This window comes from Halalkalibacter hemicellulosilyticusJCM 9152 (assembly GCF_000513115.1).
GTDB classification, from domain to species: Bacteria; Bacillota; Bacilli; order Bacillales; family Bacillaceae_D; genus Halalkalibacter; species Halalkalibacter hemicellulosilyticus.
The window spans coordinates 1-13766 of record NZ_BAUU01000006.1 but is presented as its reverse complement, the minus strand read 5'-3'; the positions used below and the strand labels follow the sequence as shown (position 1 = coordinate 13766).

The following is a 13766-nucleotide window of genomic DNA, read 5'->3' as shown; positions in this document are numbered from 1 at the left end:
CTTCCAATGTTATGTCACTATTCTACCATTCTCCTTAAACATGGTCACGCTCAATCGATTTTTCCCACGTGCGTGAGAAAACTTGCTTGCCATTTTCAAAAGCTGTTAAACGATTGATAAGGAAAAAATGTGTCTCATCACTCCACATTTCGCTATACGTTTCAAGTCTTGTCTGCCAACTTTCACCTCGACCTAAAGTAAGCTCCCACTCACATATATTTCGTGCTGAGAGGGGATCTCCTTCTTTAATGATCCATTTATTACGATTGACACTACCATATTGCATACCATTGCTCGGTAATCGACGTTCCCCCTCATCTGAAAAGTCGGTAACTGTCCACACACCTTCAATAGGATCATGAATGACTTCTCGCGTTCTCTCTTCCTTACGAATCACTTCTCGTTCCATCACTTCAGCCGTTTCAGGTCGATCAAACGAAATCATTTCCCCATCCCCAGGCTGAGCCGTTCGTACAGGTAGTTCCATACGCGTATCACCTTCAAATAACTTAAGTGTCACTGGCTTTGGTGACGGCCACGCTGACGGCCAATAGGTTGGTGCTACAGCTACTTCAAGTCGATGCCCTTTTGGAATTTGTTGACCGAGCGAATCTAGATGAACTTGAATGTGATAACGTTGATGAGGCTTGAGCTTTTCTGGAAACTCATGTGAATGACGATGGTTCAGGTTCAGCATCCCCCAGCTAATTAACGTTGATTCACCAGTAGGTGCCTTATCCATAAGCCGAACAGCAATCAGTGCATTCTCTTGATCACTAGACAGCTCTGCATGAAAGACTGGATGACCTAATAGCTCAATCGATTCGTCTAATGGTGCCGATGTAAATACAACCGCCTTCCCATTCTCATTGCGTTGATCAGCAGGTAAATCCCCTGGTTGACCAAAAGGACAGAAAACACCTGAATAGAACCCATGCTCTTGAACACTCGGAACCACGACTTCAGACTGTTTCACATCTCGATTGTTATTGAGTAATTTTCCACTAGATAACCACCATGATTGCCCATTTACATTTGGTGAAGGCCACGATGGATCACCCACCATTTCCCTGGTCGCTCCTCATATGTCACAGCTGGACGCTCGCTATTTTGTATCCAGGTCATGAGCTTTGGCTCTTTCATAATACCAGTATCCTCATTCTTCAACCATTGATCCCACCACCGTAAACACTCTTGCAAGAAACCAATCGCTGGCTCTGGTGTCGCGACTTCAGGATATTCATGAGCCCACGGACCAATTAACCCTTTGCTTTCTTTAGGCAAATGCTCCAATAATCTAAATACAGAATCGGTATACCCATCCTGCCAGCCACTCACTGCAAAAACAGGGATCGTAATCTTTGAAAAATCCTCGCAAATTGAGCCATGCTTCCAATAATCATCACGACGTTGATGCATCAGCCATTCCTCAACGAACGGTGGTGTATTTAAACGTTCCAACCAATTTTCTCTCCAGCTATCACCAACGACTGCTGGGTCCTGGGGCCGTGCATTATAAGCAAACATTGTTGACGCCCACCAAAGCATATCTGAAGCTAACACATTTCCGCCACGGTAATGGACATCATCAGCATAACGGTCATCCGTTGAACAAAGCGTAATAATCGTCTTTAATGCAGGATGAGCTCTTGCTGCCACTTGTAAGCTATTAAAGCCTCCCCATGACTTACCGATCATCCCAACCGCTCCTGTTGACCATGACTGTTCGGCAATCCAGCTTAATACGTCGAGCGCATCATCCTGCTCCTGCTTTAAATATTCATCAGGTAAATACTCATCAGAATCACCTGTACCACGTATATCAACACGAATACTCGCATAACCATGCCCAGCAAAATAAGGGTGGCGAACCGAATCACGAATCGCCGTAAAATCATTTTTACGATAAGGAATGTATTCTAAAATGGCCGGTACTGGGTACTCATCCGCATCAATCGGCATCCATATCGTCGCAGCCAACTTTTTCCCATCAGACATTGGAATGAAGATTGAATCGGTCTTCTTTATTTCACGTGGAAAATCCGTTTTCACCACTCGTTCATTTGAATCTTTAATATTAAATACCAACACAACCATCTCCTTTTTAAAAAGGGTGTCCTTCAAGGCCATAAACCTCTAGAGACACCCTTATCTTTATTTTTTCACATACACATGCTTGTCTTCATTCTGCTTCAACCATTTCACGAGTGAGACTGAAATAAGAATATACATGATTAATACAGGCACTGCAACGAGTACTGAGGTCGTTTGAACGACCTTCAACCCTCCTGTCATCGTTAAGCTTATCGCCAATGCTGAAAGGAGAATTCCCCACATTAATCGATGCCAACGTGCAGGTTGTGTTTCTGGTCCTAGCTCTTTGGTTGCTACACTTGCAATGACATAACTAGCTGAATCAAGAGATGTCGCTAAGAAAATAAAGCCAAGAATAACGAACAAAATCGAAACCAAGACTGGTAACGGCAATGAATTTAGCACAGCTACAATGACAGCTGGATCACCGGATTCTGCTTGAATACCAACAAGATTAACTTTATCTGATAATTGAAGATCCATCGCGTAGCCACCAAAGACTCCGAAATAGACCCAGCTACCAACCGAACCCCAAAGTAACACATTAAATACGAGCTCACGAATCGAACGCCCTTTTGAAATACGAGCAACAAAGATTCCGATAAACGGTGCTGTCGCAGCAAACCATGCCCAATAGAAAACTGTCCATGCCTGCGGGAACCCACTTTGATTAATCGGATCTGTATACAAACTCATCATCCAGAAATTATCAAGCATAATACCTAAGCTATTCGTAAAATACGATAAAATAAATAATGTTGGCCCTACAATAATGACAAAAACCGCTAAACCAAGTGCCATATAAATGTTCCAATCACTTAATCGACGTATACCTTTATAAAGACCAAAATACGCACTTGTACTGAAGATGATGGTCCACACAATTATAATAATAATATTTAAACCTATCGACGGCTCTAAGCCGAATAAATGAGCTAATACGGCAGAAATCATCGGTACACCTAACCCTAATGACGTACCAAGCCCCCCTATCATACTCCAAATGACGAGTACATCAATGGATTTCCCAAGAAAACCATCTGCGTGTTTTCCAAGCACACCTCGGCAGGCAGCACTAATTTTCAAAGATGGATTTTTAATGACATAGAAGCTATACGCCATTACGACCGCTGGTAACGCATAGAGCGCCCATGCAGAAATCCCCCAATGAAATAGCCCATAACTGACAGCATATTCCGCTGCTGCATTCGACTCTGCTTCGATTCCAAATGGTGGCCACGTAAAATAATAAAGTGGCTCAACAATCGACCAAAACATAATACTTGTTCCCATACTAGCCGAAAACAACATGCCTCCCCAACTGAACCTAGAAAACTCTGGCTTGTCGTCAACACCTCCGAGCTTCACTCGGCTATAACGTCCGACCATTAACCAAATTAAAATAAGAAATAACCCAATTGTTAAAAATTCAAATGCCCAATCTAGACGAAACGTAATAGCTGTGAGCATTCCCTCAAGCATTGGCCCAGCTGATTCACGAAAAACAACTAGTAATACTGTAGCAATGACAATTAATAATAAAGACGGGATAAATATTGACTTTTCTACCTTTGAATAACTCATGCAGTTCACATACCTCCAGTATTATCATTATTTATTTGAACGCATTCATCTTATGAACATGTTCATTTTGTGACTGTGTTCATAGTAACATAGTTAGATATGTTGTCAAATGGAGCATTTAGGCAGACTATATTCATATATTGATGGGCCCTTGATACTTGCCCACAGCTAATAAGGCTACCTTTCACTTTAGGCACAAGTGAGAAGGTAGCCTTATTTATCTCAACCATTACACGTGAAACTTAGAAAGCTCTTCCTGTAATTCCATTGACATATTTGCCAGTTCAGAAATCGCTTTTGACATTTCTTCTATAATCGCAGATTGCTCCTCAGATGCTGCTGACACACTTTGCGCACTTTCATCATTAGATAAAGAGAGCTCTTTAACAGACTCAACAAGTTGCTTCATCTCCTCTGTTTCTTCTACTATACTTGTCACTGTCTCATAGAACGTTTCTGTCACACTATGCACTTCTTCAATCGACTGAGCCATCTTCCCAAACGCTTGACCCGTTTCTTCTACAACAAGGATACCAGAATTTGTTGATTTCGTCGTACGATCCATATATTCAACCGATTGATTAACCCCTTGTTGAATCTCTTGTATAAGTAGGTTCACCTCACCAGAGGCCGCACTTGATTGCTCAGCTAGCTTACGTACCTCATCTGCAACAACCGCAAACCCTTTTCCATGTTCTCCAGCTCGAGCTGCTTCAATCGCTGCATTTAAAGCTAGCAAATTCGTCTGTTCAGCAATATTTGTAATCATTGATATAATTTCTTCTATTTTAACAGACTTTTGATTGAGCGCATGAATCGTCGTAGCAGAGTCCTTCACCTGATGATTAATTTCATTCATTTGATTCACGACAACACGAACGTGTTCATTTCCCTCTTGTGCTAGCTTTGAATGCTCTTCGTTTGTCTGCTTTAGCTTCTGAATATTATTAGACATACTTTGCATCTGATTCACAATATGATCCGCTCTCTTATTCAATTGAACACTGTAGCTTGATTGCTCATTATTATTTTCTGCTAAATCAACAATAGCTGTCGTTACTTCATGAACAGATTTATTCGTCTCATCTGCACTCGCCGATAATTGCTCCGCACTAGCTGCAACCCCTTCAGATGTTTGACTAACCTTCTCAATCATTCCACTTAATTTCGACACAGCTTCATTATAATGCTGTCCCATCTGACCAAATTCATCTTTTGTTTGTGTGGAGATTCGGGTGTTCAGCTCACCTTTTGCTAATTGGCTAATTGTGTTCAAAAATTGACCTACCTGTCTAGATAGCTGCTGACTAAATAGAAAGATGACAACCGTAGCAACTAGTATCACAGCAATTGTTATAGTGATCGCCTTTATTAACAAAGACTGGATTACCTGGAACAACTCTCGATCGGGAGCCATTGCGACTAAATTCCAATTTGCTCGCTCAAATGTTGTAAAATAAGCTTGCCAATCACCTCGTTCCATCGTTACGGTCGTTACGCCTCGTTCTGCTTGCGTAACAGCTTCACTTAATGGTAACAACGTCTCATCCTCATGGATCGTTTCTGCCATAACTCTATTCTGCTCTGCATGAGCGATAAATTGACCGTTCGAGCTAACGAGCGAATAAAAGCCTGACTGCTCAAGCGACTCTTCTGCAACAAGGTTTTGAATCGTTGTTAAATCATAGTCAGCTGTTACAACACCAACAAATTCGGCATTTTGATAGATGGGGATAGCGGTTGTAATCATCGTAATGCCTGTTGCTTCATCGTAATATGGATCGGTCCACGCCACCCCTTCTTCACCGACAGCTTTTGCTTCCCTATACCAATCCGTATTCGGATAATCATAATCAGCTGTTTCATACTCCTCTGTATAAATGATTTCATCACCATCTTTATATACATAAGGACCAAAATACTGCTCATCTTCTATTACAAATGGCTCTAACCAAATTCCTGCTCCTAGCGTATTCTCATTGAGAGCTACAATCGATTCCATGAATTCACGATACTCTTGCTTCAATATTGTCAATTCATTGACGGTGTACAAGGAACGAATACTTTTGGCAACCTGCTCATTCATATTAAATTCATTATTCATTTGCTCAGCTATGTATAAAAGCCGATTATCCACTCGTTCCATCGTTAAATCCGTTAATTCCTCTCTAGCATCGAGAAAGATAAAGGTCGTTATTAACAAGGAAGAAAGAAAGATGAGCGGAATAAACAAAATCATTAATTTAACTCGGATACTCTTAATCGCTCGAAATAAGTTCATAGTATACCTCCCAAAATTATAAAATCATTACGTAAATAATCATACTATAAATCATGGGGGGGTTTGTGTTTTTTTGTCGAAAAAAGACGAAAACTTTGCAATTGAACTGAGAAACATTACTAAAAGAAAAGAGGAGCCTTAAACGGTCAATAAAATCCCTTTTAGGCTCCTTTTATTAGAAGAGGACATCAAAAAAGTTGAAAATCAAACTTTTCCAGTTTTAAAATACCTTATCTAGCTCCCACCTTTTCACCCAAAATCTGCATGTGCTAGACGAACCGAAAACCATTTGATCATCGTTTGGCGAAGGATAGAAACGAGCTGTAAAGACTTCCGCACCATCATTTATAAATAATTCAATGGACGAGGTATCTACAAATAAACGCAAGTTACTTAGATGGTCTAGCTCACATTGTCGCTTCTCTATGACACCATCAACATAGCTTTTCCGCTCTAACGTCAATACTCGTTGCTCACTTGAATAAACGATTCGTACAGCATGACGAATCGTCATCTCAAACCAACCCTCATCAAGCTCCATCTTTTCTATTAAAAGCTCAAATGCCTGCCCATAAGCTCTCTCAGCCTGCTTGATAGTATTGGCGAGTAACACTTCCTCTACAACAGCATCACCCTTTCGAAGATCTTCAAGCTCTTTCACTGGAACTTGATAGAGCTTATCTCCATTGATCTGTAGCTCACGTGGAAGCGTCATCGTATGAAGCCATTTATACGTAATCGTCGGATGCATCTGCTCATCTTGATCAGGGACACTCATCCAAGCAAACAATAGCCGTCGCCCTTGATCATCGACGGTTGTTTGCGGAGCATAGAAATCAAAGCCACGATCAAGCTCAGTAAACTCATCATGCTCATACATTCCTGTTGTTGGATCAAACACTCCGACTGTATAACCAGCTTGGTAGACATTATGATACTTCATACCATCCGGCTTTAAGCCCTGAGGAGAAAAGACGAGAACGTCCTTCCCATCAAGGTGGAACAAATCTGGACATTCAAACATATAACCAAAATCAGCTAACGCTCCTGAGTCCCCACCTGTAAGCATGCGAACCCATTTCCAATCTATTAGATCATCTGATTGAAAAAGAACAATCGCCCCTTTTAGTGTCTCTGTTTGTGCACCAATGACCATAAAGTAACGATCACCCTGCTGCCAAACCTTCGGGTCGCGAAAGTGTGCTGTAAAACCGTCAGGAAGTGTGGTGACCGGACCATGCTTTTTAAAATGGCTACCGTCGTGAGAAGTCGCTAAGCATTGATACGATTCACGTTTTCCATGCTCATTCTTCACATTCCCCGTATAAAACAAGTAGAGCTTCCCTTCATGCTCAATCGCACTACCTGAGTAGCAGCCATTTTTTTCAAACCATTCTGCTGGGGTAAGAGCCACCTCTTCATGCTGCCAATTCACTAAATCCTTTGACGTATAATGTCCCCAAAATTTAGCTCCATGATCCGTTTTAAATGGCATCCACTGATAAAATAAATGATAGGTCCCTCTCCATTGGATAAACCCATTAGGATCATTCAACAAACCGACTGGCGGCATAAGATGATAGTGAAGTCGGTGCGGATCCTTCTCCACTATGCCCTTATGCTTATCGATCTCTTCCGTTACTTGGACACGTAGCTTCTGATCGTTCGTCATTTCCTCACCTACTTAATCGTTTTTCTACTTCTCGTAAGGTTGGTAATGCCGTCATCGCCCCTTTCGTCGATGCAGCTAAACCTCCAGACACCGCAGCAAAAGTAGCCATCTCTGCTACTTGATCGACCGATAACGACCTCAAGCTTCCATCATATTCATGAAGCTGATACAAGATCCCCGATACAAACGCATCCCCTGCACCAGTCGTATCAATCGCTTTCACACTCATAGCTGGTACATGCTTCACTCCATCGCATGTAGAAACATAGCTTCCCTCTGCTCCTAACGTAATAAAAATCAGAGGAATATCGTATTCTTTTAACACGTTCAGCCCATGTTCAATATCCGCTTCACCGGTTAAAAATGATAACTCCTCCTCAGACAGTTTAAGTACATCTGCTTGAGGAAGCATAGACTGAATCGTCGATCGAGCATGCTCCTCAGATTTCCATAGCGCTAAGCGCAAATTCGGGTCGTAGGAGACGATCATTCCTCTTTCTCGTGCAAGCTTAACGGCTTGTTTCGTCGCTTCCTTCGCCGGACTTCCGATCATTGAAATGGAGCCAAAATGAAGCAGCTTATGTGTATCAAAATCCTCATTTATCAAATCTGCAACAGAAAGGAATCGATCAGCGCTCGGGTTAATATAAAAATCAAAATGGCGCTCACCGTCCTCGGCATTTGTTACAAAAACGGCTCCTGTACGAACTTCCTTTGAGAACGTTAACGAATGTGTCTGTACCCCATACTGCTCTAGCGTTTCTTGTAAAAAGCGCCCTAACACATCGTCACCAACCTTCCCAACAAACGTCGAAGGGACCCCTAGGCGTGCTACGCCAACAGCTACATTCGCCGGTGCACCACCGGGACTCTTTTGATACGTCATATTTGTCTGATCTAGCGGAATAAAATCAATTAAAGCTTCTCCAAGTGACATAATTCCTTTTCTCATCTATGCATCCTCCAATCATTGAATGAAGTGAACCTTACTTTTTCTCTTCATCCCATCCTAACAATAGTGTAGCAATAAACGCTGTCGATAGGGCAATTAAAAAGGCAATTGCATAATTTAATGGGTCTTGAACGATCGCAAATAATGGAACCCCTGTAATCCCGATCCCGTTGGCCATCACTTGTGTAAAGACGACATACGCTCCACCAAGAGCTCCACCGATCGCTGCTCCAATAAATGGCCGGCGGTATTTTAAATTAACTCCGAAAATGGCCGGCTCCGTTATACCGAGAAAGGATGATACAGCCGCTGGCAAAGCAATTTCCTTCGTTTTCTTTACCTTTGTTTTGAAGAAGACTGCTAATGTTGCTCCCCCTTGAGCAATATTAGCCATTGCCCAGATCGGTAATAAATAGTTTCCACCAATATTAACGAGTAATTCGGCTTCAATCGCATGAAACTATGGTGAACCCCCGTTAAAACAATTGTCGAGTACAAGCCACCGAAAATCAGCCCGCAATTGGCCCCGCTGTCCCATATATGAAATCAAGAAAAGCAGTGATGCCATTCCCTAACGCTCTTCCTAATGGCCCAATGACGAGCATCGCTACAAATCCAGTAAAGATCACCGTTAAAAAAGGTGTTAACAGCAAATCCACAACATTGGGAATCACCTTACGTAAACCCTTTTCAATTTTCGCCATCACATAAACGGTTAGTAGCACGGGAATAACCGTCCCTTGATAACCAAGCATCTCTACACCAAAACCGAAAAAGTCCAATGTAGCAGGCTGTGCATCTGAAAGCCCCCACGGATTAAGTAACTCAGGATGTATCATAATTCCACCAATGACCGCACCTAAATACGTATTACCCCCAAATTCCTTCGCTGCACTATATCCAATTAATATTGGTAGAATAATAAACGATGCCGAAGAAAACATATCAAGCAAAACAAACAGACCACTCTCAGTATCTACCCAATTATAAGTCTCCATTAATCCAAGCAAGCCCATTAACATCCCAGCTGCGACAATTGCAGGATGATTGGTACAAAAATATTAGAAAGCGTTCTAGCAAACCTAGCAAGTGGATTCATTTTTCTTTTCGCCGCATCCCCGTGTGAAGCAGGCTTTTCTTCGTCTTCACCTGTACTGACTCCAACAAGAGGAGCAAAGTGTGTAAATACTTTGTTGACCGTTCCCGTTCCAAAAATGATTTGAAACTGGCCAGAGCTTGAAAAAGCCCCTTTCACTCCTTCTAATTCTTCAATCGCCTCCGTATCAATTTGACTCTCATCCTCAATCACTAAACGAAGACGCGTTGCACAATGTGTCGCACTTACGATGTTTTCTTTTCCTCCTAAAAGCGAAGTAAGCTGCTTAGCAACCTCATTGTAATTCATACGATCACTCTCCCTGTTTTTCTCTTTTTGAATATGACTAGCAAACCGGTTCATCCCCGTACTTTATCCACTTGTCTATTCTCAGACAAACAAAAAAAGGCAAGACCTAAAATACATAAAAGGACAGACGAGTAGCGTAAATCATGTAAGCCACTCTGTCACTTACGTATTCTAGGTCTTGCCTGCATCACCAGTCACAATCCCCAATATAAAGTTTGGATAATTTGAAAACTATTCTACAATAGAATAAAGTCGACGTCAACCACCACGTTATGATTCACTCCTTATTAGCCTTTGAATATGTAAAGCAATGTAAGCAACCTCTGCTGGCGGAAAATTCAATTCATACTCTTGATTCAAGTGTTTGATGACCTCACTTGAGTAGAGATAAGCCTTTTCATATTTCTTCTGAATTAAAGCCAGCATCTCTTCATCAATAGGCTCAATCTCATTACCCTTTTGTATTCGATTTAATGCAAAACGCAAATGAGTAATGAGGCGCTGATAATTAATACTTGTTTCCTCGATTGTTAATCCAGCTACTTGTTGCACCTGCTCAACAAAATCACGTAAAATCGTAGCCGTTTGTAACGATTCATTCATCGATGGGCTGTCCATCTTAGCTGTATGAACGTGCAGAGCAATATGGGCAACCTCATCAAGAGGGATGTCAACTTGTAGCTTTCGTTTAATTTCTTTTTTTGCCCATAAACCAACTTCGAATTCTTTTTTATATAGAAATTTTATTTCATTTGTCAGTTTATTTTGAATCGAAAAGCCTTGCTCGATTCTTTCTAAGGCAAATGACAAATGATCTGTTAAAGCAATATGAATATGATCATTTAAAGGGGCTTCTAAATGACCTTCTGCGTAACTAATAATCTGTTCGGCAAGCTCAATATGAGCCTCTGGTAACGTCTTCAAAAGTTGCTGGAATTTTTCTGACGATTGCTCATGTAGAACAAAAACTTTCTCAATTTTATGCTTTGGGACAATATCATTATTCTTTTTCTGAAAGGCAATGCCTTTTCCCAGCACAATCTTCTCACGCGGTCCATCAATAACCACGATCGCATTATTATTTAGAATTCGAAAAATCCGCATCCTTTTCCTCCGAGTTTATACTTGCATTTAGTTTATCACGTACAAAACGTCATGCACAGTCTATGCAAGTAATTGAAAAAGTTCCTGTCTCCTTTTTCATTGACAACCATCTATTATCACTACTTTATACCCACCCTCAAACAGACACAAACTACTTTTTACTTATTCATCCATTTTTTAAGTAAGGTCGCACTATATACGTTTGATTATTCTCTTTGTAAAATAATGACTGGTAAAAGTTTCATAACAAAGAAATATTTGATTGGAGTGGATGTGTTGAATCAAACCGAAATTAAATCTGAAAAAGAAACGATTTATTTTATCTTAAGTGTCATCTTTAGCATAACTGTGTATTTGTTCATCCTTTTCATGACCCAATTACTTGGGATCATTATTTTACTCGCCATTTTCTTCTTACTCACTTTTTATAAGTTAATATCTTTAGGATCTATTAAAGGAAATGGGGTGAAAATAACCGAATCTCAATTTCCAGACATTCATCAAAAGCTTGTACATTACTGCCAAGAAATGAATATTAAGAAAGTACCAGATATGTTTGTCATCGAATCAATGGGGATCTTAAACGCGTTTGCTACACGCTTTTGGGGCAATAACATGGTTGTTATATACTCTGAAGCTTTTGAATTAGCACGTCAACAGAATGAGGAGGAGCTAGACTTTATCATTGCTCACGAGCTAGCCCATATAAAGCATCATCACGTATGGAAAAGCATCCTTGTCACACCTGCTAGACTTATTCCTATTCTATCTCAAGCGTATAGTCGTGCGTGTGAGTACACATGTGATCGTGAAGCGACTTACATCATTCAAAATCCTGAAGCGGCCAAACGTGCTTTAACGATATTAGGTATAGGCAAAGTACTCTTCAAAGATGTCAATACAGTTGCTTATCGTCAACAGATCGAAACAGAATCCCATTTTGGAGTATGGTTAAGTGAAATCTTCTCAAGTCATCCATTGACACCTAAACGAATTCAGTCCATCGCCCTGTTCTCAGGGTCAACAGACGGCTACGTGTATGAGCAACGATACGGACCGATTATTACTGGGCTAGCGACTTGCTTTGGAATTTACATACTCATCATCATTCTCATCCCAATTGGCTTAACCGTCTCATCCTTTGTATACGGAGATTCATCAGCCAGTTCAGTAGATGAAAGAGAAGAGGCGGATCGTGATCCCGGACCTTCTTCCCAACAAGCTATGTCCACGATCGAAGAGGACGAACAATATGAAGAAGTTTCTAAAGAAGAGGACGAGTTTGAATATGAGTACAAGCGAACTGAACTATTCGATCCTATTCTAATGAGTGATTATCAATCATTAGAAACACTTATAAACGATGGTGCCGATTTAGAAGAGGCGGACGAATTAGGGTATACAGCTCTACAGTATAGCATTCAATTCGATTCACCGACTGCATTCCACCTACTTCTCAACGCCGGTGCTGACCCTAATTCGCAAAGCAGCACAGATCACGCATTACAAACGGCCATCTTTTACGAAAACAAAGCTGCCGTTAACAAATTAATTGAGTATGGTGCTGATGTCAATATGCTTAATGATTATGATGTCTCTCCACTCGTCTACTCCATTCAATATGAATACTTCACAATAACAGAATTATTATTGGAGAATGACGCTGACCCTAATTTAATGGCGATGGGAACAACACCTCTATATTTCGCATTAGAACTTGAAGATTTTGAAACAGCTATACTCTTACTTGATTATGGAGCCGATCCATCTATAGTCGATGATTATGATGAAGATATTTTAACGATAACAGGCTTTGAAACGGCAGAGGCTCTCTATGAAGAGCTTGAATCTCTGATTAGATAACTATGAACGGTTAAAGAGGTTGTTCCTTCTTTCAACTAGAACGTTGAGAACAACCTCATTTTCATTTCATTGATTCACAGCCATTCGGCCAAGTGGCCCGTGTACATTTATGATATCTTGAAGAGCAAATACAGAGATCGGAAACATCGGAAAGCCTACTACATAAGGACTAATTTCATACAATTGAAAATAAATAACTAACGTCTTATCAGCCATGTAAAAGGCTTGGTTCGGCTGAATGACGGAAAAACCATCAAGAAGTGGGATATCCCGCTCCTTTATTTGCAGAGCAATTAATTCTGACAGCCTATCAACATAGTTACTTCCTGGCTTAAATAAACTATGTAGCTGACATTCTTGCTTGCTCGCAAGGTCAAACGTTAATGAATGCATGAGTGTCATACCATGTGCAGCTTTTTCATGATATGTGTAATTTGACAAGGAAAGGCTAAGCACCTCACGTTGATTATTTTTCAATTCAAATCGTCCGATCATCTCAACAACGGTTGAAGGTGTATCACCCACCTGCTGCTGTTTCATCCTTTCAGCTTCATGAGCTATTCGCTCATTCATCGTCTGTTGCCACAAATAATCAGCCATCCCTATCGCTTGAGGATAGGAAATGGACTTATTTTCACCCGTTCTTTTTTCGACAATCATAAATGTTAAAGGAAGCCAGCTTTGCATTCAAATCACCCTCTGTTTTTAACTAACCTTATTCCCAGGGAGGTAAAATCATGATTAGCTCTTAGATATTGCTTGAAAGTTAATCTTGCACAATCTCTGTACATTCTAATTTAACTATGAAAGG

At 40.8% G+C, this 13766-nt stretch carries 9 protein-coding genes and 1 pseudogene; 1 reads left to right on the top strand and 9 read right to left on the bottom strand.

Annotated elements, in window-relative coordinates; translation table 11 throughout:
• Positions 1–34 precede the first annotated feature (34 nt).
• From JCM9152_RS23920 to JCM9152_RS04540, 8 genes and pseudogenes are all read right to left on the bottom strand, one after another.
• Complete coding sequence (locus JCM9152_RS23920; protein WP_369384518.1) at positions 35–1066, bottom strand: CocE/NonD family hydrolase C-terminal non-catalytic domain-containing protein; 1032 nt, start codon at positions 1064–1066, stop codon at positions 35–37.
• Positions 1030–2088: a CocE/NonD family hydrolase gene (locus tag JCM9152_RS23915; RefSeq protein WP_369384517.1), complete on the bottom strand. Its 1059-nt coding sequence runs from the start codon at positions 2086–2088 to the stop codon at positions 1030–1032. Before JCM9152_RS23915 ends, JCM9152_RS23920 begins: the two co-directional genes overlap by 37 nt.
• 66 nt (positions 2089–2154) lie before the next feature.
• Positions 2155–3678 carry a BCCT family transporter gene (locus JCM9152_RS04565; RefSeq protein WP_035341503.1) on the bottom strand — a complete coding sequence of 508 codons (1524 nt, stop codon included), beginning with the start codon at positions 3676–3678 and terminating at the stop codon, positions 2155–2157.
• 229 nt (positions 3679–3907) lie between these two features.
• On the bottom strand, positions 3908–5959 hold the full coding sequence (locus tag JCM9152_RS04560) for a methyl-accepting chemotaxis protein (protein ID WP_035341501.1): 2052 nt from the start codon (positions 5957–5959) through the stop codon (positions 3908–3910).
• Between the two features lie 220 nt (positions 5960–6179).
• Positions 6180–7631, bottom strand: a complete 1452-nt coding sequence (locus JCM9152_RS04555; RefSeq protein ID WP_035341498.1) for a glycoside hydrolase family 32 protein — start codon at positions 7629–7631, stop codon at positions 6180–6182.
• Positions 7632–7635: 4 nt separating this feature from the next.
• A complete protein-coding gene (locus JCM9152_RS04550) occupies positions 7636–8583 on the bottom strand; it encodes a carbohydrate kinase family protein (protein WP_035341496.1) in 948 nt (315 codons plus the stop codon).
• Between the two features lie 34 nt (positions 8584–8617).
• Positions 8618–9988: pseudogene (locus tag JCM9152_RS04545) on the bottom strand (sucrose-specific PTS transporter subunit IIBC).
• Between the two features lie 270 nt (positions 9989–10258).
• Positions 10259–11092: a PRD domain-containing protein gene (locus JCM9152_RS04540; protein ID WP_035341494.1), complete on the bottom strand. Its 834-nt coding sequence runs from the start codon at positions 11090–11092 to the stop codon at positions 10259–10261.
• A gap of 276 nt (positions 11093–11368) precedes the next feature.
• Between JCM9152_RS04540 and JCM9152_RS04535 the strand changes: the two genes are divergently transcribed.
• Positions 11369–12955: a M48 family metallopeptidase gene (locus JCM9152_RS04535; RefSeq protein WP_052015577.1), complete on the top strand. Its 1587-nt coding sequence runs from the start codon at positions 11369–11371 to the stop codon at positions 12953–12955.
• Between the two features lie 66 nt (positions 12956–13021).
• On the opposite strand, the gene JCM9152_RS04530 is transcribed toward JCM9152_RS04535, so the two are convergent.
• The gene (locus tag JCM9152_RS04530; RefSeq protein WP_081727884.1) at positions 13022–13642 is read right to left on the bottom strand and encodes a DUF3298 and DUF4163 domain-containing protein; all 621 of its coding nucleotides are present in this window, start codon (positions 13640–13642) and stop codon (positions 13022–13024) included.
• Positions 13643–13766: the final 124 nt, after the last annotated feature.

Coding starts and splice junctions, on each gene's coding strand:
- JCM9152_RS23920 (WP_369384518.1), bottom strand. CDS start 1,066: ATGGTGGGTGATCCATCGTGGCCTTCACCAAATGTAAATGGGCAATCA.
- JCM9152_RS04565 (WP_035341503.1), bottom strand. CDS start 3,678: ATGAGTTATTCAAAGGTAGAAAAGTCAATATTTATCCCGTCTTTATTA.
- JCM9152_RS04560 (WP_035341501.1), bottom strand. CDS start 5,959: ATGAACTTATTTCGAGCGATTAAGAGTATCCGAGTTAAATTAATGATT.
- JCM9152_RS04555 (WP_035341498.1), bottom strand. CDS start 7,631: ATGACGAACGATCAGAAGCTACGTGTCCAAGTAACGGAAGAGATCGAT.
- JCM9152_RS04550 (WP_035341496.1), bottom strand. CDS start 8,583: ATGAGAAAAGGAATTATGTCACTTGGAGAAGCTTTAATTGATTTTATT.
- JCM9152_RS04540 (WP_035341494.1), bottom strand. CDS start 11,092: ATGCGGATTTTTCGAATTCTAAATAATAATGCGATCGTGGTTATTGAT.
- JCM9152_RS04530 (WP_081727884.1), bottom strand. CDS start 13,642: ATGCAAAGCTGGCTTCCTTTAACATTTATGATTGTCGAAAAAAGAACG.